This is a genomic window from Nocardia albiluteola, from assembly GCF_018860155.1.
GTDB lineage: Bacteria > Actinomycetota > Actinomycetes > Mycobacteriales > Mycobacteriaceae > Nocardia > Nocardia albiluteola.
Genome location: NZ_JAHKNI010000015.1, coordinates 38,934 through 58,094 on the forward strand (window position 1 = coordinate 38,934; position 19,161 = coordinate 58,094).

The 19,161-nt window shown below is 69.7% G+C and carries 17 protein-coding genes and 1 riboswitch; of the genes, 9 read left to right on the forward strand and 8 right to left on the reverse strand.

What is annotated here, in order from left to right; translation table 11 throughout:
• Nucleotides 1-83: 83 nt before the first annotated feature.
• Nucleotides 84-494 (reverse strand): nuclear transport factor 2 family protein, encoded by a 411-nt coding sequence (locus KO481_RS34055; RefSeq protein WP_215922620.1) that lies wholly within the window; start codon nucleotides 492-494, stop codon nucleotides 84-86.
• Nucleotides 495-577: 83 nt separating this feature from the next.
• On the opposite strand from KO481_RS34055, the gene KO481_RS34060 reads away from it, so the two are divergent.
• Together KO481_RS34060 and KO481_RS34065 are read left to right on the forward strand one after the other, a co-directional pair.
• The gene (locus tag KO481_RS34060) at nucleotides 578-1,129 is read left to right on the forward strand and encodes a TetR/AcrR family transcriptional regulator (RefSeq protein WP_215922621.1); all 552 of its coding nucleotides are present in this window, start codon (nucleotides 578-580) and stop codon (nucleotides 1,127-1,129) included.
• Between the two features lie 247 nt (nucleotides 1,130-1,376).
• Complete coding sequence (locus tag KO481_RS34065; protein WP_215922622.1) at nucleotides 1,377-2,909, forward strand: FAD-binding protein; 1,533 nt, start codon at nucleotides 1,377-1,379, stop codon at nucleotides 2,907-2,909.
• A gap of 51 nt (nucleotides 2,910-2,960) precedes the next feature.
• Here the strand turns inward: KO481_RS34065 and KO481_RS34070 are convergent, their stop codons facing one another.
• Nucleotides 2,961-3,521, reverse strand: coding sequence for a hypothetical protein (locus KO481_RS34070; RefSeq protein WP_215922623.1), 561 nt, complete (start codon nucleotides 3,519-3,521; stop codon nucleotides 2,961-2,963).
• A gap of 200 nt (nucleotides 3,522-3,721) precedes the next feature.
• Here KO481_RS34070 and KO481_RS34075 point away from each other — a divergent pair, with 200 nt between their 5' ends.
• A complete protein-coding gene (locus tag KO481_RS34075; protein ID WP_215922624.1) occupies nucleotides 3,722-4,609 on the forward strand; it encodes a hypothetical protein in 888 nt (295 codons plus the stop codon).
• A 9-nt stretch (nucleotides 4,610-4,618) separates the two neighbouring features.
• Here the strand turns inward: KO481_RS34075 and KO481_RS34080 are convergent, their stop codons facing one another.
• Nucleotides 4,619-5,197 carry a TetR/AcrR family transcriptional regulator gene (locus KO481_RS34080; RefSeq protein WP_245401918.1) on the reverse strand — a complete coding sequence of 193 codons (579 nt, stop codon included), beginning with the start codon at nucleotides 5,195-5,197 and terminating at the stop codon, nucleotides 4,619-4,621.
• A 154-nt stretch (nucleotides 5,198-5,351) separates the two neighbouring features.
• Nucleotides 5,352-5,454: riboswitch (SAM riboswitch) on the forward strand.
• A gap of 11 nt (nucleotides 5,455-5,465) precedes the next feature.
• On the opposite strand from KO481_RS34080, the gene KO481_RS34085 reads away from it, so the two are divergent.
• Both KO481_RS34085 and KO481_RS34090 read left to right on the forward strand, forming a co-directional pair.
• Nucleotides 5,466-6,464, forward strand: coding sequence for an ABC transporter substrate-binding protein (locus tag KO481_RS34085; RefSeq protein WP_215922625.1), 999 nt, complete (start codon nucleotides 5,466-5,468; stop codon nucleotides 6,462-6,464).
• On the forward strand, nucleotides 6,461-8,068 hold the full coding sequence (locus KO481_RS34090) for an ABC transporter substrate-binding protein (protein WP_215922626.1): 1,608 nt from the start codon (nucleotides 6,461-6,463) through the stop codon (nucleotides 8,066-8,068). Before KO481_RS34085 ends, KO481_RS34090 begins: the two co-directional genes overlap by 4 nt.
• Nucleotides 8,069-8,084: 16 nt before the next feature.
• Here KO481_RS34090 and KO481_RS34095 read toward each other — a convergent pair whose 3' ends face one another.
• Nucleotides 8,085-8,723 carry a trimeric intracellular cation channel family protein gene (locus tag KO481_RS34095; protein ID WP_215922627.1) on the reverse strand — a complete coding sequence of 213 codons (639 nt, stop codon included), beginning with the start codon at nucleotides 8,721-8,723 and terminating at the stop codon, nucleotides 8,085-8,087.
• A gap of 348 nt (nucleotides 8,724-9,071) precedes the next feature.
• Here KO481_RS34095 and KO481_RS34100 point away from each other — a divergent pair, with 348 nt between their 5' ends.
• The gene (locus KO481_RS34100; RefSeq protein WP_215922628.1) at nucleotides 9,072-9,719 is read left to right on the forward strand and encodes a bifunctional 4-hydroxy-2-oxoglutarate aldolase/2-dehydro-3-deoxy-phosphogluconate aldolase; all 648 of its coding nucleotides are present in this window, start codon (nucleotides 9,072-9,074) and stop codon (nucleotides 9,717-9,719) included.
• A 159-nt stretch (nucleotides 9,720-9,878) separates the two neighbouring features.
• Nucleotides 9,879-10,883, forward strand: coding sequence for a sugar kinase (locus KO481_RS34105; RefSeq protein WP_308166876.1), 1,005 nt, complete (start codon nucleotides 9,879-9,881; stop codon nucleotides 10,881-10,883).
• Nucleotides 10,884-10,889: 6 nt separating this feature from the next.
• On the opposite strand, the gene KO481_RS34110 is transcribed toward KO481_RS34105, so the two are convergent.
• The 3 genes from KO481_RS34110 to KO481_RS43605 all read right to left on the reverse strand — a co-directional run bounded on the left by KO481_RS34110 (nucleotide 10,890) and on the right by KO481_RS43605 (nucleotide 13,964).
• Entirely contained in the window at nucleotides 10,890-12,182 is a 1,293-nt protein-coding gene (locus tag KO481_RS34110; RefSeq protein WP_215922630.1) for a sensor domain-containing diguanylate cyclase, read from the reverse strand.
• A gap of 31 nt (nucleotides 12,183-12,213) precedes the next feature.
• A complete protein-coding gene (locus KO481_RS43600; protein ID WP_308166877.1) occupies nucleotides 12,214-13,023 on the reverse strand; it encodes an SAM-dependent methyltransferase in 810 nt (269 codons plus the stop codon).
• A 155-nt stretch (nucleotides 13,024-13,178) separates the two neighbouring features.
• Entirely contained in the window at nucleotides 13,179-13,964 is a 786-nt protein-coding gene (locus KO481_RS43605; RefSeq protein ID WP_245401920.1) for a maleylpyruvate isomerase N-terminal domain-containing protein, read from the reverse strand.
• 382 nt (nucleotides 13,965-14,346) lie between these two features.
• Here KO481_RS43605 and KO481_RS34120 point away from each other — a divergent pair, with 382 nt between their 5' ends.
• Nucleotides 14,347-15,093 (forward strand): DUF6319 family protein, encoded by a 747-nt coding sequence (locus KO481_RS34120; RefSeq protein ID WP_245401921.1) that lies wholly within the window; start codon nucleotides 14,347-14,349, stop codon nucleotides 15,091-15,093.
• 14 nt (nucleotides 15,094-15,107) lie between these two features.
• On the opposite strand, the gene KO481_RS34125 is transcribed toward KO481_RS34120, so the two are convergent.
• Nucleotides 15,108-16,931, reverse strand: a complete 1,824-nt coding sequence (locus tag KO481_RS34125) for a diguanylate cyclase (RefSeq protein WP_245401922.1) — start codon at nucleotides 16,929-16,931, stop codon at nucleotides 15,108-15,110.
• A 478-nt stretch (nucleotides 16,932-17,409) separates the two neighbouring features.
• Here KO481_RS34125 and KO481_RS34130 point away from each other — a divergent pair, with 478 nt between their 5' ends.
• Nucleotides 17,410-19,152: a sodium:solute symporter family protein gene (locus tag KO481_RS34130; protein ID WP_215922633.1), complete on the forward strand. Its 1,743-nt coding sequence runs from the start codon at nucleotides 17,410-17,412 to the stop codon at nucleotides 19,150-19,152.
• Nucleotides 19,153-19,161 lie beyond the last annotated feature (9 nt).

The following is a 19,161-nucleotide window of genomic DNA, read 5'->3' on the forward strand; positions in this document are numbered from 1 at the left end:
TGCGTGGGCCGGAATCTGCTGGCGCACGATGGATCCCGGCCACGAGCACGCTGGGATTACGGCGGCGAGCGGTCGGTGCCCGCCTACGCCGGGCCGGGTGCGCGGCGTGCCAGGACCTTTCGCTGGCAGATGCGCCACCCATTCGATTCCCGGCGGAGCGTGTCCTCGTAGACGACCGTCCCGCTGGTGCCGTCGGCGTTGACCGCCAGCCCCTTGGACCGCGCTCGCACCCGGTCGCCCTCCTGTGCGATCAGCACGGTGTTGGTGACGTGATGTCCCAGCGGCTGGGCCGGATCGTCCTGGTTGTCTCGGGCCATCTTCTCCAGCGCCGCGAGGCCGTGGGTGGTGCCGAGCCCGAAGTCTTCCAGGTCCAGTACCAGGTCGTCGGTGTACAACTCGCCCCACCGATCCCAGTCGCGGTCGTCGGCGATGTGTCCGTGCAGCGAGATCGCTTCGTGAATCGCGATCCGATCCGCCGCGGTGATGTCGAGCATCCAAGCCTCCGGTGTAAGTGGGGAGCTCCCCGTTTATCTGCCGTTAGACTAACCGGGGAGCTCCCCAGTTCGCAAGGAGAATTATGGCCGACCGACCGCGCCGCGCCGACGCGCGCCGCAACTACGAGCGGGTGCTCGCGGCCGCGAAGGAGGTGTTCGAGGAGCTCGGCGTGACCGCCCCGCTGGACGAGATCGCCCGGCGCGCCGGGGTCGGCAACGCGACGATGTACCGCCATTTCCCCACCCGCCGCGACATGGTCATCGCTGTCTATGCCGAGGAGGTCGCCGCTCTGGGCGAGCTGGGCCGCGCCCTGCTCGCCGACCCCTCGCCCGCCGATGCGCTGTTCGCCTGGCTGCGGGCGTTCATCGCCCATGTGTCCACCAAGAGCGAACTCCCCCTTGCCATTCCGGATGACGAGGCGGGCGATCGGTCCGCGCTCTACCGGGATTGGCATGCCACGATGCACACCGCGGCCGCCGAGCTGCTACGCCGTGCCCAGGACGCCCGCGCGATCAGGGCCGACCTGGACGTCGCCGATCTGCTTGCCTCGGCCAACGGAATCGGCCGGGCGGCGGCGGACGACGCACAGGCCGACCGCTTATTGGCCATCGTCCGTGCTGGAGTCGTGCATTAACCCGGCCTTTGTATGCCGCGCGGTGGCCACCGAATTGGCCATGGGCGGGCGGTGACGGGCGTCGACCTCGCGCACCCGCTCTGTGTTCGGGCCCAGGAGCCGGTGGCCGCCCGGCGCGCGAGCTGTACGCGACCGCCGGCGATCGGATCCCGCCGCGGCGCGTTCCGATCATCGGGACGAGCGGGGGACGCGCCCGTGGTCCGCGCCCTACCGTCGAGAAAAAGCTGTTCGGCGGAAGTGGTGCGTAGTGAAGTGGGACGAAGAAGTCGATGTGCTGGTCGCCGGGTCGGGCGGCGGCCTGTGCGGCGCCTATACGGCCGCGCGGGAAGGGCTGCGCGTCGCGGTCGTGGAGGCGACGGACAAATTCGGCGGCACGACGTCGCTGTCCGGCGGCGGCGGGGTGTGGTTCCCGTGCAACCCGGTGCTGCGGCGCGCGGGCATCGAGGACACTCCCGAGGACGCGCTGACCTACTACCGCGCGGTCGTCGGCGATCGGACCCCCGCTGAGCTGCAGGAAACCTATGTGCGCCGGGGCGCGGACGTGATCGAATACCTCGAGCGCGACGGCAGCTTCTCCTTCGAGGTCTTCCCGTGGCCGGACTACTTCGGCAAGGCGCCCAAGGCCCGGCTGGACGGGAACCGGCACATCATCCCCACCCCGCTGCCCGTGGCCGAAGCCGGCGCCCTCGGTGAGTCGATCCGCGGCCCCCTGGCCACCGATCGCCTCGGCGAGGAACCGCCCGAGCTGCTCATCGGCGGCCGCGCACTGATCGGCCGATTCCTGAAGGCGTTGTCCGCCTACCCGAATGCCTCCCTGCACCTGAACACGGCGCTGGTCGAACTGGTCGTCGAGGACGGCGCCGTGGTTGGCGCCGTGGTGGAGCGTGAGCGGCAGCGCATCGCCATCCGGACCCGCCGGGGTGTGGTGCTGGCCGCCGGCGGTTTCGAGGGCAACGACGAGCTTCGGAGTCGATACGGGGTGCCGGGCGTCGCGCGGGACACGATGGGGCCGTGGGGCAATGTCGGCAAGACGCTCGAGGCCGCCCTGGCGGTCGGGGCGGATGTCGACCTGATGGACCAGGCGTGGTGGTCCCCGGGAATGATCCACCCGGACGGGCGCGCGGCATTCGCGCTCTGGTTCACCGGCGGCCTGTTCGTCAATCAGGACGGCGTGCGGTTCGTCAACGAGTCCGCGCCGTACGACCGGCTGGGTCGCGCGATCATCGAGCAGATGGACAGCGGCGCAACGACATTGCCGTTCTGGATGATCTACGACAACAGCACCGGCGCGGTGCCGCCCGTGCAGGCGACCAACGTGCCGATGGTCGAGCCGGAGAAGTATGCGGCCGCAGGTCTGTGGCACACCGGACAGACCCTGGAGGAACTGGCCGAGAAGATCGGGGTGCCGGGCGCCGCGCTGACCGCGACGGTCGCCCGCTTCAACGAGCTGGCGGCCCGGGGCACGGACGAGGACTTCGGCCGCGGCGACGAGGCCTACGATCGGGCGTTCACGAACGGGGAATCGCCGCTGGTGCCGCTCGGGGACGGGCCGTATCACGCGGCGGCCTTCGGGATCTCGGATCTGGGCACCAAGGGCGGACTGCGCACCGACACCGCGGCGCGGGTGCTCGACACCTCCGGCGCGCCGATCGCGGGGCTGTACGCCGCCGGAAACAGCATGGCGGCGGTGAGCGGGACGGTGTATCCGGGCGGCGGAAACCCGATCGGGGCCTCGGTGCTGTTCAGCCACCTGGCCGTGCTGGATATGGTCGGGCGCTAGGCCTTTCGGGCGCCTGCCGTCCGGTGTCACACCGGATGGCAGGCGAGCCGATCAGCGAGATCCGGCCGATCCGCTGTCCATGCTCGAGCTGCCCGACCCGGATGAACCGGTGCCCGCCACGTCGGGTGCGGCTACCAGGCTGAAGTTGTTGCACCAGCCGCCGCTGCCCGAGCCCTGGCAGGCGATGTACACGATCGGGCCCGTGGCGGTGAAGGTCCGCGACACGGTCGTCGGTGCGGACACGCTCTGGCTGACGTAGGCCACGCCGGTGCCGGAATCCAGGGCCAGGGCCAGCACCGATCCGCCCGGGCTCGCGCCGGCCCGCACCGAGAAGGTGTACCCGGCGCCCTTGGTCACCGGGACATCCTGTCCGACGTAGCCGTTGTTGTGCACGCTCGCGCCGTTGCCGCCCACGTTCGCGTTGTAGATGTGCTTGTTCCAGGCAGCGAGCCCGCTGTGGAAGTCGGCATTCGCGACCAGATTGGCCGCGGCGGCAGGGTGATCGCCGAGGGGGATCGGCGCGGCGAGAGCCGGGGCGGATGCGCACAGGAAACCGATTGCGGCCATCGCTGCCACGATGTGGGCGCGGCCGAAACACGGTGAGCTGGTCATCGAGGGTTCTCCTTGCTGGGGCCGCCGGGACCATTCCTTCAGTTATCGGCTGGCAATCAATTTTTGACCACTCACCGTAGCACCGACCTGGGCATGTTCTGCCCCAAATAGACGTAATTGCAATCCGAACACCGGCGGGTCTCGGCGGCGCGTACCGTGTCAAGTAATCCATTGGCAAATTTCGTGGCTAGTGTGCGGATATGGACTTGGTGCTCGAATGGGATCGGCATCCGGGAACCGGTCTGCGTCTGGCGAGCGAGTTGGCGGGCGCGGCGGGCCTGGCCGTTCTCGAGGATGATGTCCTCGGGCCGGTCGAGCGCGGCCCGGAGCGGCTCGGGGTCCTGGCCGCGCGGCGCGGCGGCGAGCTGCTCGGCTGGGTCGAACTGTCCGGCGGCAGGAGCGAGCGCAGCGAGCGACCAACAGGCGCAGCCGCCCGCGCGGTGGCCGAGCCGGTGTTCGCCTCCCGGTACCTGCGCCGAATCCAGGTGGGGCACTACGATTTCGAGCCCGCGACCGATGCCGAGGAGGCGGTCGTGCGGGCGCTGCTGGCGGGAGCCGCGCGGCAGGCGCGTGCGCTGGGATACCGGGTATTGCAGTGGCACGGTACCGATGTCGGTCCGGAGGGGCGCGCGGCTGCCGAGCTGGGCGCGGTCGCGGTCGGCGAGTACGCGCGGATGTGGACCGCCGAACCGCGCACCTGGCAGGCCCCGAGCGCGCTGGCGTTCGGCGATCCGGTCGACTGCGTGCTGCACGCCCTGGCCGAATCCACCGAGCCGTCGGGACAGGCGCTGGTGGTGGCGCTGCTGAGTCCCGGCGCCGTGGAGCCGATCGCCAGCGTGGCGACCTCGGTCACCGGCAGCGAGGCGTATATCAATGCGGGGGAGGGCTTTTCGTATCGCGACGTCGAGTCCGACGCGCTGGCGGCGCTGATCGGCGCGGTCATCACCGAGCTGCACGACCAGGTTCCCCAGGCACTGGTGCTGCGCGTATTCGAGGACGACGACCCGCGCATCCGCGCGGCCCTGGCTACCGCGGGACTGGACCTGACCGCGCGCTGCCGTGACTACGAGCTCGCGCTCGACCCGTAGCCCGGACCCCTACCCGTTCGTCGCGGGCGGTCCGGCCCGCAGGCCCGCGCAGGCGACGGACAGCAGGCGTTCGGCCGCCTCCGGGGCGCTTTCGCAGGCGACGCCGATGCCGCGGCCGAGGCGGATCAGGTCGCGGGGTTCGATATCCGAGCGCACCAGTCCGTCCCGCTGGGCCGGTCCCAGGACCCGGGCCGCGGCCTCGAGCGCCATGGTGTGGCACAGGTGGAAGGTCTCCGAGTTCGGATCCAGCGCGGCCTTGAGCGTGAGCGCCAGCCCCCGCCGGTTCATGATGAACTCGACCTGTGCGGTCATCCACCGCTGTAGCGCGTCCAGCGGTGAGCAGCTCTCGATCAGTTCGTCGGCGCGGCGGCTCAGGTCCTCGATGCTGGATCGGTAGACGGCCTCGAGCAGGGCCTCACGGTGGGGGAAGTGGCGGTACAGCGTGCCGGGGCCGACCCCGGCGCGGCGGGCGATCTCGTCCAGGGGAGCCTCGGGTCCGCAGTCGGTGAACGCCTGACGAGCGCATTCGAGGATGCGCTCGTAATTGCGCCGCGCGTCCGCGCGCATCGGCCGTGTCGGTGCGTTCATGGCGCCCTCCAGGGATCTGCGGAAACGGAGTTCTTCTCCACATGCTAACCCTCCCGGAACGGCGGCGACCGGCGTTCCGGTCGGCGGCGGCAAGCATTCGATTCACCGCGATCGAGAATGCAGACCCCGCACGGTGATTCGCCTAGCGTCGAACTGCCCATCCAGAGCGACCGAGAGACCTGGCTCCACGACGTCGCAGCAACCCGGCCGCCGTGGATGTCCGCGCGCAGGGGTGCTACCGCCAGGACCGATGGAGGTTCGACGAGCCATGAGACCCCTGACAGTATTCCGCGCCGCGCGCGCCCGGCGGGCGGTCGTGCTGACCGCCGCGCTCACCACCCTGGCGCTGGTCGCCGGCGCCTGCGGCGCCGGGTCCGAGCCCGGCAACGAGGTGCGCAGCGTGAACGGGCAGAGCTTCGACCTGTCGCCGCAGCAGAGCACCCGGGTGCGCGCGGACAAGGTCGATTCGATCGCCGCGCAGGTGCCCGCGGCCCTCCGCAACCGCGGCACCCTGATCGTCACCGGGTCCGCCGACAGTGGTGCGCCGCTGCGGTTCTACGCCACCGACGACCGCACGGTCATCGGATCCGAGGTCGATGTCGCCGCGCTCGTCGCCGACATCCTCGGGCTGAAACTCGAGGCGCGGACCGCGGATTGGGCCCAGAACTTCGTGGCGGTCGACTCCGGCGCGGTCGACGCGTTCGTCTCCAACGTCACCGTGACCGAGGAGCGCAAGGAGAAATACGACTTCGCCACCTATCGCCTCGACAACCTGGCCCTCGAGGTGCCCAAGGACAGCACCTGGCGGTACGCCGACCGTAAATCGCTGGCGGGCAGGCGAATCGGAGTCGGCAGCGGCACCAACCAGGAACAGCTGCTGGTGCAGTGGGATCAGCAGAACCGGGCCGAGGGCCTGCCGAAGATCGATATCGCCTACTACCAGAAGACCGCCGACTACTATCTCGCGCTCGCCTCGCACCGCCTGGACGGGATGCTGGGTCCCAACCCGACCGCGACCTATCACGTCGCCACCTCCGGGCAGACGAAGATCGTGGCGACCTTCTCCGGCGCCGGAACCGCGCTGCAGGCTGAGATCGCGGTGCTCACCAGGAAGGACAACGGCCTTATCGGGCCCGTAAATCGGGCGCTGCAGTACGCGATCGCGCACGGGCTGTACCGCAAGGTGCTGGACCGCTGGGGTCTGGGCACCGAGGCCGTGCAGCAGAGCCGCATCAATCCGCCCGGACTGCCGAAGCGGTCGGCATGAGGGCCGCGATCGCGCTACTGGGCGTTCTCGCAACGGCATTCGTGCTCTCGGCCTGCGGCACAGGCGCCGGAACCAATGCTCCGGCTGGGCCGCCGCGGCCGGGCGGCACGCTGCGCTACGGCCTGTCGCTCGCGCCGACCTGCTCGGATCCCGCGCAGTCCGCGACCAACCAAACGTTGTATGTGACACGGCAGATCGTCGATTCACTGACCGATCAGGACCCGGCGACCGGGGCGATCGTGCCATGGCTGGCGCAGAGCTGGCAGGTGAGCCCCGACGCGCGAACCTTCACGTTCCACCTGCGCCCCGGGGTCACCTTCAGCGACGGCACCGCACTGACCGCAACGTCGGTGCGGAATACCTTCGATGCCATCGTGCACACGCTCACCGGTGCCAAGGCCCCGCTGGCGGCCAGCTACCTGGCCGGTTACACCGGCACGAGCGCGCCGGATCCGCTCACCGCGCAGGTGAGCTTCGACAGCCCCAACGCGCAGTTCCTGCAGGCGGTCTCGACGCCGCAGCTCGGCATCCTCGCCGACGCCACGACCGCGAAGCCGGCCGACCAGCGGTGCGGGGGAGACGACATCGGCAGCGGGCCGTTCAGCTATGCCGCCTACCGCCAGGGCGCCTCGGCCACACTGGTCAAGCGCGCCGGATACGCGTGGGGCTCGGCGGTATTCGCGCACCGCGGCGCGGCGTATCTGGACCGGATCGAATTCACCGTCGTCCCGGAATCCGGGGTGCGCACCGGCAGCCTGTCCTCCGGGCAACTCGATGCGGTGAGCGATGCGCTGCCGCAGGACGCACCGCAGATCGAGGCATCCGGGGGCCGGGTCCAGGTCACCTCGAATCCCGGTGTGCCCTTCGGGATTCAGCCCAATCTGACCCGCGGCCCGCTGCGTGATCCCGCGGTGCGCGCGGCGCTGCTGCCCGCGATCAACCGGCAGGAACTGGTCGATACCGTGCTCGGACCGCAGTTCAAGCCCGCCGAGGGGGTGCTGGCCTCGAAAACCCCTGGATACGTGGACCTTTCGAGCCATCTGCGCTACGCGCCGGACGCCGCGCGGCAGCTGCTGGACCGGGCGGGCTGGGCGCCCGGCGGGGACGGCATCCGCGTCAAGGACGGTGTGCGCCTGTCGTTCGGCGTGCTGTTCAGCCACGCCTTCGCCGGGAATCAGGCGATCCTGGAGCTGATTCAGCAGCAGTTGCGCACGGTCGGCATCGATATCCGGCTCGAGCCTGCCGCGGACGCGGAATACACCGCGCGGCAGAACAGCAAGGATTTCGATGCGGTCTACTACAACATCACCCGTGCCGACGGCGATATTCTGCGCACCAACTTCGGCCTGGGCGGCCAGAACCTCAATGTGCGCGGGCCGATTCCGGAGCTGGACGATGCGCTGTCCGGTGAACTGCGGACCACGGACCCGGCCGAGCGTGCCCAATTGATCGGCCGGGCACAGCAATCGGTGCTCGGCAACGGCCTGTGGATCCCGACCATCGAGCTGTCCCAGGCCATCGGGGTATCGCACGCGGTATCGGACGTGAAGTTCGAGGCGTCGGCCCGCCTGCAGTTCTTCGATACCTGGCTGCACCGCGGGTGAGCGGCCGCGCCGCGCCTCAACGACGGCGCGCCCGCGGCGCGTGCCAGTGGAAATGCAGTGCGAGCAGGCGGAATACGAATGCGCTCGCCGATGCCAGCGCGCCGGTCCAGGCGGTGAACGCCCCGAAGTGCAGCAGTGCGGCCGCCACGCTCGCGCCGAAAAGCGCGGGCATGGCATAGATCTCCTGATCGGGCCGCAGCACGCTGGGCTGGACCCCGGCCAGCACGTCGCGGATGAGCCCGCCGCCGACCGCGGTGACCACGCCCAGCAGCGCCGAGGGCACCGTGGCCAGGCCGTGCTGATACGCCGCGACCGCGCCGGTGACGCTGAACACGCCCAGGCCGAGGGCATCGGCGACATCGAGCGGTCGCGCGACGAGCCGGCGCGGCGGATGCCAGAAGAAGATGATGACGGCGGCCAGCAGCGGCAGACCGAGATACCAGGGATCGGTGAACGCCAGTGGCGGGCTCTGGCCGATCACCAGATCGCGCACCACCCCGCCGCCGAATGCGGTCGCGCAGGCCAGCACTGCGATGCCCACCAGATCGTAATTCTTGCGCACCGCCAGCAGCGCGCCGGAGACGGCGAAGGCGAAGACGCCCAGCAGGTCCGCGGCCCGCTCCACATCGCCTGCGGTCCCGCTCAGCGCGATCATCGAATACTCCGCTCCGAAATTGGGTTACCTCCGAGTTACCCGCAGATCATAGGCTGGACCGGGATGACGTCCGGCGGGCCAGATCAGCGACGGCAATGCCGCTATCGCCATCGGCGCGCGGGTTCGTGCCGGAAACGACATTCTCACTGGTTACCCAGCTGCAGCGCATCGCCGCCGAACCGGCTCGGCGATGCGCACTGGACCGGAATCCAGCGGCCCGGTCGGACGTTCGGGGCTGAGCGTCTGCTGCGCTCGGGGGCACATTTTTTGTCGTATCGGTGGTGCGGCGGCCCGATCGGTCGGCAGAGTGGGAGTGAACGGAATGGTTGGAAGGATGGCGGTGATCTGGTGATCGCGTTCGAGCAGGCCCTGACCGAGCACCGTTTGGTGGCGATTCTGCGGGCCCGGGAGCCCGCGCCGCTGGTGGAGGCGGCGCTGGCGCTGATCGAGGGCGGCGTGCGCTGCCTAGAGATCACCCTGCCGAGCCCCGGGTCGCTGCCCGCGGTGCGGATGCTGGCCGACCGAGCCGGCTCGCGGGTCTGCCTGGGCGTGGGGACGGTGCTGACCGCCTCCGAGGTCGCCGCGGCCGCCGATGCCGGTGCGCGTTTCGTGGTCGCGCCGAACTTCGATCCGGAGGTGGTCGCCGCCGCGACGGCGGCCGGGCTGGGTTCACTGCCCGGCGCGTACACACCCACCGAGATCGTCGCGGCCTGGCGGGCCGGGGCGACGGCGGTGAAACTGTTCCCCGCCGCCACCCTCGGCCCGGAATTCGTTGCGTCCGTGCGCGCCCCGCTACCGGAGATTCCGCTGGTCGCCGTCGGTGGCGTCGGCTTGGCCGAGGCCAAGGAGTACCTGGACCGCGGCGCCCTCGCCGTCGGCGTCGGGAGCCCGCTGCTGGGGGACGCCCTGCGCGCGGACGCGGGCGAACGCGAATGGGCCGCCCTGCGCGCCCGGGCCGCCGAATTCGTCGCTGTGACGGCAGACCCGAATGAGTGAACGCAGCTCACGCGCGAAGGCGCAATGGGTATTGCGCTCGTGCCGGAGCAGGCCGCCAACGCCAGGGGATGTGCGCCGAGGTCGCGCTGCGTGCTGCGGCAGCGTTGGGGCGTGTGCGGTGGCTCGTACCCATATCGATTCCGCAGTAGGGAGATTCGCGTGAGCAGTGGTCTGGTGACGTTGGGCGAGACGATGGTGGCGCTGAGCTCGGCGCGACCGGGGCCGCTGCGGGGTGCGCGCAGTCTCGACCTGTCGATGGCCGGTGCCGAGGCGACCGTGGCGATCGGCATTGCGCGGCTGGGGCATCCGGCGACCTGGATCGGGCGGCTGGGGGACGACGAGCTGGGCGAGTCGGTCCGGGCCGCGCTGCGCGGGCAGGGGGTTCGGGTGCTCGCGCGGGCCGACGCGCAGGCGCCGACCGGGTTGATGATCAAGGAGCGGCGCACAGTCGATGTGAGCCGAGTGCACTATTACCGCGCGGGCTCGGCCGGATCGCGGCTCTCGCCGGACGACATCGATGCCGAAGTCATTGCGCAGCACGGCATTCTGCATATCACCGGTATCACGCCCGCATTGTCGGACACCGCCGCGTCCGCGGTCCGCACTGCGGTCCGGGCCGCGCGCGCCGCCGACGTCATGGTCAGCTTCGACGTCAACTATCGCTCGCGGCTGTGGACCGAAGCAGCGGCGCGAGAGCAGCTTTCGGCAGTGGCCCGGCTCGCCGACATCGTCTTCGCCAGTGTGGATGAACTCGGACTCGTCACCGACGGACCGCTCGCCGATCCCGTCGCCGCGGCCGCCACGCTGCTGGACGAGGGGCCGGCGCGGATCGTGCTGACCGACGGCGCGCGGGGGGCCATATCGGTCGGTGTGTCCGCGCGCGGGTCGGCCGGCTCGCTCGGTTCGGCAGTCGCCATCCCCGGTATTTCGGTGCTACGGCAGCCCGCCCTGCCGGTTCGGGTCGCCGACCCCGTCGGCGCCGGCGATGCCTTCGTCGCGGGCTATCTGTCGGCGGTGCTCGATGGCCTGGAGGAGACCGACCGGATGCATCGTGCCGCGGCCGTCGCCGCGATCTGCGTGGGCAGCGAGGGGGATTGGGAGGGGCTGCCCACGCGCGCGGAGCTCACGCTGGCCGGGCTGGGCGGCGGCACGGTCGCACGCTGAGGGAGATCACCGGCTCTGCCCGGTGTGGAACCCGGGGCGCGACCGCGCGGACTTGTTGCGGTACATGGCCGTATCGACGGTGTGCATCAGATCATCGATGGCGTCGGGATGTTCGGTGACCAGGGTGGTGCCGATCGATGTGCCGATCGAAATCGTGTGTCCGGCAACGACTATCGGCTCGGTTATGGCCGCAACCAGGCCGTCGGACAGGGTGCTGAGCTGTGCTTGGCCCGGGCAGTGCTCGACCATGACGATGAATTCGTCGCCGCCCAGGCGCGCGGCCAGCCCGCCGGGTTCGGCGGCCGTCCGCAGGCGCTGCGCCACCGTGGTCAGCACCTGGTCGCCCACCGTGTGGCCGTAATCGTCGTTGACCTCCTTGAACCCGTCCAAGTCCAGGTAGCACAGCCCGATCGGCGGGGCGGCGTGCGCGAGCCGATCGAAGAACAGCACGCGATTGGCCAGGCCGGTGAGATTGTCGTGATGGGCGTCGTGCCACAGCTGATCCGACAGCGCCTTGCGCTCGGTGATGTCCACCGCGACGCCGATCAGGAAGCGCGCCTGTCCGGCGGTGTCGCGCACCGCGGACATCGACAGGTCGATGGTGGTGCGGTGGCCGTCGGGGTGGGCGTGGCCGGTCTCGAGCCGGAATCGATCGGTCCCGCCCGCGAGCAACTGCCTGAACTGCTGGTAGGCCGTGCCGATATTGATCGGCCCGAGCACGTCGGCGACCAACTGCCCGGTGATGGCATCCACTGGCGCGCCCAGCATCTCGGCCATCGCGGCGTTCACGTCGACCACCCGTCCGGTGGCCGCGTCGATGGTGCCGATGCCGACCGAGGCGCCCGCGAAGATGGCCGCGAACCGGGCCTCGGACAGCTGCCGCTGCGCCTGCGCCTCCCGCACCGCCGTCAGCGCCGCGGCCAGCGTGGTCTCCTGCTCGGCCAGCGCCGCGGTGCGCAACGCCGCGGTGAATCCGGCCGCGAACTCCGCGGCGACCTCGATCGCGCGCTCGCGCACCAGGACCGGATCCGGCTCGGGCTCGGCGCAGACCGCATCCACCATGTCGCGGCAGATCACCGAGACCGTGCGGCTCACCGCGGCCTCGTCGCGGTAGTTCGCCGCCACCAGCGCCGAGGACGCGACGCGGGCCGATTCGATGCCGGCCTGTCCGCGCAACGCGGCCAGCAGCTGCTCGCTCAGCCCGGCCAGCAGGGCCTCGATCTGGGTTCGGGTGAGCGTGGGTGCCACGACGCCGTCGAGCGCGTCGGCCCACCGCACCGCCACCTCGTGCGCACCCACCTGCCTGGCCCCTGTCCGATCGGTCCCTGGTCTACACCTTGCGGCCCACACCGGCCAGACCGAGCGAGCGGCCCGGCGCCTCGTGCAGGTCGCGATCGGATTCCGGATGCCACAGCGGCAGCTCGACCACCCCGGGCTCGATCATCTCCCAGCCGTCGAACATGGCGGTGATCGCCGCGCGATCCCGGAATCGAAGGCCGGTATGGGAATCGTTGGCCGATTGCGCCTCGAGCCCGGCCGCGTCCTCGGGACGCTGTGCCGAGGTCAGGTGCGAGATCGCGACGTAGCTGCCCGCGGGCATCGCGTCCCGCAGCCGCGCGACCAGCTCCCGCGGCTGCTCGTCGTCCCGCACCAGGTGCAGCACCGCGACCAGCAGCAGGCCCACGGGCTCGGACAGGTCGATCAGTCCGGATCTCGCGGCCAGGTCCAGCAGTTCGTCCGGTTTACGAAGGTCGGCCTGGACGGCCGCGGCGAAGTCGTTGCCGATCAGGATCGTGCCGGCCTGGGTCACCGCCACCGGATCGATGTCGGCGTACAGCACCCGGGCCCGTGGATCGATCTGCTGCGCCACCTCGTGCACATTGCCGGCGGTCGGGATGCCGGAGCCGATATCGAGGAACTGCCGGATCCCTGCGTCGGAGAGATAGCGGACCGCCCGCCGCAGGAATGCCCGATTGCTCAGCGCCAGCCGCGGTAGATCGGGCACGAGCTTCTTGCCCATTTCGGCGGCCTTGCGGTCGATCTCGAAATTGTGCGAACCGCCCAGCAGGGCGTCGTACATCCGTGCCGGGCTCGCCTGCGTCATATCCACGCCCTCGGGCGCCCATGCCGGCCTGTCCACTCGAAACCCCTTTGCATCCTGCACGCGTGAGTCGAGCCGTTCCCCGGCTCGCCGTGCGAGATGTGATCGCGGTTCGTTCACCCGCACGGGTGCATCTGAAATGCTAGCCGTGCGCGCCCCCGGCGGCGGGCAGAGTGTCGATCTTGGCGCGCCGGTCACACCAGGTTGATCGAATCCAGCACCCGGGTGCCGATTTCGGCATCGCCGGTGACGGCGACGGCGCAGGCGCGCCAGGGCACCCGGCGGGTGCTCCACTGCGGGAACTCCGGCGACAGTCCCGCGATATGGGCCGCGGCCCCGGCGGCCCGGCCCGGCCGCACCCGCAGGCGCCCGCCGTGCGGCTCCAGGCGCCACGTGCCGCCGCCGGGCCCGGTGAGCGTCAGCGCGACCGGATCCTCGAGCCAGTTGAGCGCCTCGCGATGGGAATGTTCCAGCAGGGTCATCAGCCAGTTCAGGATCGCGGTCATGCGGCGGGCGTCGGTGGCCGGGGCGGGCCGGTCCAGGGCCGTGGCGATGTCGTGGCGCAGGTGGGTGTGCCACTCGAAGAGCAGGATCGCGGGTGCGAGTTTGACTGGGTACCAGCCCAATTCGGCGATCGGAGTGCGAATCAGGCGCAGGCCCGGCGCGGTCAGCACGGCCAGTGCCGCGCATCCGCGGCGGCTCCACGCGCCGAACTCGGCGAGCAGGGGCGCGCCGGCATCGGGCTGCCTGTCGTGGACCAGTTGCTCGTTCAGGCGCTCCAGATTGTGGGTTGTCATGTACGGGACCATGTCCCGGGAGACCACGGCGCGCACCGCGGTGGTCATGTGCACGAAAACATCCGTGATCGACCAGCCCGCCGCGGCGCTGGGCGCCCGCCACTCGGCCTCGCCGAGGCCGTCGCAGAAGCCCAGCACGGTTCGGCGTTCGTCGCGCAGTGCGAGCAGATACGGGGAGCTCATCGCGCTGCTCCCACGACCACCGGACACCTCATCGAGTCCGCACATTACCCGGTGGCGGGCAGGATGTCCGCGTCGCGCGCGGTTTCCGGAGTGTCATCGTTTACCAAAAGATTGCTGAAATTCGATGTCCGACTCGCCGATTCGGCTGGGTGTCCGTTTGGACGGGCGGCGCGCCGAAGGCTTACTATCCTGCCTGGTGGTCGAGTGTGAAAGCGGCGGCGGGCGCAGGCTGTTGCTGAACAATTGCCTGTGTCGGAGGCGGTGCTCGAGGTCCGCCGGCGATGTGGACTTGTCGGTGTCATGGGGCATGCTCTTGGCACGCAGACGTCCACGAACCCGCCCGGAGTGCACCATGTCAGCCCGACAAACGAAGCCGCAACCGTTGTCCGACACAGAAGTTCGGCAGATCGCCGCGGACCTTGCCGCGGGTCGCCCGCCGATGGTGTGGTTCACCGCGGAGGCGGTCGGAGTGCCCGAGGGGCGTTCCGGCAAGGTGCTTGCCCTCGGTGATCCGTCCGAGGGCGATTTCCTGCAGGTGAAACCCACGGGCTCCAAGGATGTGTTGTCGTTCTCGCCCACCGAAGTGACGCTGACCAAACCGGCCCGGCGCCCCGCGCCCGAGGCCGCCGCGAAACCCAGGAAGGACACCCCAGTGAGCATGCCCTCGTCCGTCGCACCGTCCGTCGCCTCCTCGCCCCTGCCGCCGAGCCCCCGCCCGGTGAGCACGCCCGAGGCCCCGGCCGCGTCGAAACCGGCTCCGGCGGAAGCCGATGGCCCCGCCGAGGGCGCAGCGCCCAAGGGGGCCGCGGCCAAGTCGGCGTCGCGTCCGGCTACCAAGGCGGCCGCCGCTGCGCGCAAGCCGAAGCCCCCGGAGGTCACGGTGACACTCTCCGGCACCGCCGACGGCGAATGGACCGTCGATGTGGTCAACGGCAAGAAGCGCACGGTGCGCGGGTTGGCGGTAGCCGGCTCGGCGGTTGCGCAGGCCGCGAAGCTCCTGCATCCCGAGGTCGCCGAGGTGGTGGATTCGGTCCTGGATTCGGTGCGCAGCTCGCAGCGTGCCAAGGTGGAGCAATTGCAGTCCGAACTCGATCAGGCCCGCCGCGTGCTCGACGAGCTGCAGGGCTGAATTCCCGGGCCGGCCTAGACGGTCGTCTCGCGGTGCTGCCGGGGCCCACGCTTGTCGTTCCGCCAGGTTCGCCGGGCCTCGGGATGTCCGTGGGGGCGCATTTCGTCCTGGAAGACGTACCCGAGTGAATACTCCTTGGCGTGGTACATCGCCGAATCCGCCTCGCGGAGTAGGTCGTAGACCGTCACCTCGGGGGGCGCGCCGTCCCGGGGAGTCGAGGGGTGCGGGCCGACCGCCGGGCTCGGCGTGAGGTGCCCGTGCTCCTGCGCTGTGTGAGATTCCTTGGGCGGCTTGCCAGTCGGTGACGCGGCCGCGGGCTCGTCGGGTGTCGCTCCCGCGTCGGGCGCGTTGCGGGGAGATGTTTCGGTGGGCGTGCCGGTCGGTGTGTGGGCACCGTCTCCGCTCGCGGGTACCGCCGCGGTGTGCACACCGTGCGCCGGCGCCGCGATGTGCACGCCGTGTGTGGGCGTCGCGGTGTGATTGCCGTCGGACCGTCGCTCGTCCGGTGCTCCCCCCGGCCCGGCGTCGTCGTGCCGGACATCGGAACGCGGTGCGCCGCAGGCGATTCCGATGCTGGCCGTGATCGATACCGCGCCGACGCTTAGCTCGAACGGCTTGCCGAAGGCCGCGATCAGCTTCTCGGCCAGCGTTGCGGTGTCCGTGCGGTCGGCGCGGGTCAGCACGACGAATTCGTCGCCGCCGTAGCGGGCGGCCACGTCGTCGTGGCGGATGACGCGGCGGATGCGCGCCGCCGCGTTGGCGATCAGCTCGTCCCCGATGGCATGTCCGTAGCTGTCGTTGACCGCCTTGAAGCCGTCGAGGTCGATGAACAGCAGGCACAGTGTGCGTCCCGCCCACCGCTCGTGATTGCGGGCCGGGGCCTGCAGCAGTGCCGAGCGGTTCAGCAGTCCGGTGAGCATGTCGTGGTCGGCCTGATACTGCGCGCGCCGCTCGCTGCGGGCGCTGCGCACGATGGCGCGCTCGCTGCGCAGCAGCACACCGATCAGCAGCAGCGCCAGCAACACCGACTCCACCGCGCGGTCGTAGACGCCGGGCCGGCTGGTCACGGTCGGCACCAGCGCGGCCACCACCAGCACCGCGGCGATCACGCCGGCGCGCTGGCGGGACTGGTCCGGGTGGACGCGCCGCTGCTGGCTCAGGGTGACCATCGTCGGATGCAGCGCCGCGAGGCCCACCAGCAGAAAGGAAATCAGCAGCGGGACAACCAGGATCCGGTGCGCCACGTGCAGCGTACCGGCGGCCTCGAGGTTGTAGCCCAAATCGGCCAGCAGGATCATGGCCAGGCTCGCATGCAGCAGGCGCAGCGAGGTCTCCGCGCGCGTGGACGTGACCACCGAATGCACGACGACGGTCAGCAGCAGCGCATCGATCACCGGATAACAGGCCGCCACCAGAGCGGAAGGGCGCACACCTTGATCCAGCAGCGGTGAGATCAGCAGAGTCCACGAGGCCAGTAGCGCACCCAGGCCGATCAGTCCGGAGTCCAGCAGCAGGCCGCGGCTGTCACGGGCGCGGCGCGGCGTGAGCCACAGCAGCGCCGCGACGAAGACCCCGGCGTACCCGCTCAGGGTGAAAACATCGTCGAAGAGGTAGTGATTGGTGCCGAACAGTTCGCGCAGCGCGATGCCGATCGTGAAGAGCACGACCGATCCGGCCAGCAGGTACCACGGCATGGGGGCCGGCGAACTGTAACGACGCAGCCCACGCACGATCATCGCGATCGATGCGGCCAGCACCGCGCCCAGGACGATCGCAATCACCGCCGTCAGGGAGGTGAGCAGCGGCAGCGCGATCGTGAGCGCCGCGACCATCGGCATAAACGCACCCCACAGCGGCCTGGCCAGATGCCGGGGGTCCGCAAAATGCCGTATGCCGAGCACCATCTCCCCTTATCCGCTCCGGTCCTCCATGAAGAATCGTGTTCTGCGGCGGGTCTGAACCGGCCTGCCGCGCGCGGGCGTCGGTGGACGAAAACAAGCGTTGTGGTACGTGCAGATGCCCCAGCCGATGTCCACACACTCGGCCGCCGAGACTCGGGCGACCGATTCGATCATGACATGAATGGCGGCTCCTTGTCGCGCACCCGAGGCCGCCAACGTGCTCGAGCTTGATCGAAGGGTGCCTGCCGTGCGTGCCGACGTGTCGGTCACGAGATTACAGGGGCGGGCCGTGGCGCCGATGCGGAATGCGCGAGCCCCGGTCAGACCACCCTGCTATGTGAGCGTTAACGGGCCGCTATGATCCCCGCAATGGCCGACCGGCCATCGGAGGATTTTGATCGAAACAGGAGGCTGCATGCCACCCCATGCCGCGCCACCAGGAATCTTCGACTCGGTGCTGACCGCAGGACCGGCGCAGGCCGTGCTCGCGGAGGGCAACAGCCTGCGCCTGGACGCGGCCCCCGTCGACTATGCCCTGGTAGCACTGTATTTCATCTTCGTTCTGGGCATCGGCCTGCTGGCCCGCCAGCGGGTGTCGTCGAGTATCGACTTCTTCCTGTCCGGGCGGTCGCTGCCCGCCTGGGTCACCGGCCTGGCGTTCATCTCCGCGAATCTGGGCGCGGTGGAGATCATGGGCATGTCCGCCAACGGCGCCCAGTACGGCATGCCGACCATGCACTACTACTGGATCGGCGCCATCCCGGCCATGCTGTTCCTCGGCGTGGTGATGATGCCGTTCTACTACGGCTCCAAGGTGCGCAGTGTGCCCGAATTCATGCGGCGGCGCTTCGGCACCGGCGCGCATCTGGTCAACGCGATCAGCTTCGCGCTGGCGCAGGTGCTGATCGCGGGCGTGAACCTGTATCTGCTCGGCTCGATCGTGAACGTGCTGCTGGGCTGGCCACTGTGGGTGTCGATCATCGTCGCTGCGGTCATCGTGCTGTCGTACATCACCCTCGGTGGTCTGTCGGCGGCGATCTACAACGAGGTGCTGCAGTTCTTCGTGATCGTCGCGGCGCTGTTGCCGCTCACGCTGGTCGGCCTGCATCGCGTCGGCGGCTGGAACGGGTTGAGGGACAAGGTGTCCGCGCTGCCCAACGGTTCGGAGCAGATTCACTCCTGGCCCGGTAATCAGCTCAGCGGCTTCTCCAACAACTTCCTGTCGGTCGTCGGCATCGTGTTCGGCCTGGGCTTCGTGCTCTCGTTCGGGTACTGGACCACCAACTTCGTCGAGGTGCAGCGCGCGCTTGCCACGCATTCGATCTCCGCGGCCCGGCGTACCCCGATCATCGGCGCGTACCCGAAGATGTTCATCCCGCTGATCGTCGTCATCCCCGGCATGATCAGCGCGCTGATCGTCCCGCAGGTGGCCGAGTACAAGGCGACCGGCAAGGGCGATGTCACCTACAACGACGCGCTGCTGTATCTGATGAAAGACATCCTGCCCAACGGACTTCTGGGGGTGGCGCTGGCCGGGCTGCTGGCGGCGTTCATGGCCGGTATGGCGGCGAACATCTCGGCCTTCAACACGGTGTTCAGCTTCGACCTGTGGCAGCAGTACGTGGTGAAGGACAAGCCGGACGGGTACTACCTGAAGGTGGGCCGCTGGGCCACGGTCGGCGCCACCGTGATCGCGATCTTCACCGCGTTCATCGCCGGGAACTTCTCGAACATGATGGACTACCTGCAGACGCTGTTCTCGTTCTTCAACGCGCCGCTGTTCGCCACGTTCATCCTGGGCATGTTCTGGAAGCGGATGTCCGCCACGGCCGGTTGGGTCGGCCTGGTCTTCGGCACGCTGTCGGCGGTCTTCATCTTCATTCTCAGCAAGATCGACGTGATCAACCTGTCCGGTCAGGGCTCGAGCTTCCTGGCCGCCGGTGTGGCATTCGTGGTGGACATCGTGTTGAGCATCATCGTCAGCCTGGTGACCGCGCCCAAACCCGCCGCCGAGCTGGTCGGCCTGGTCTACTCGGAGACGCCCAAGGAACAGCTCACCGACGCCGGCGCCGGCTCTCTGCCCTGGTACCAGCGCCCGGTGCTGCTCGCCGGAATCGCGCTGGCCCTGGTCATCGTGCTGAACATCGTCATCGGATAAGGAAGTGAT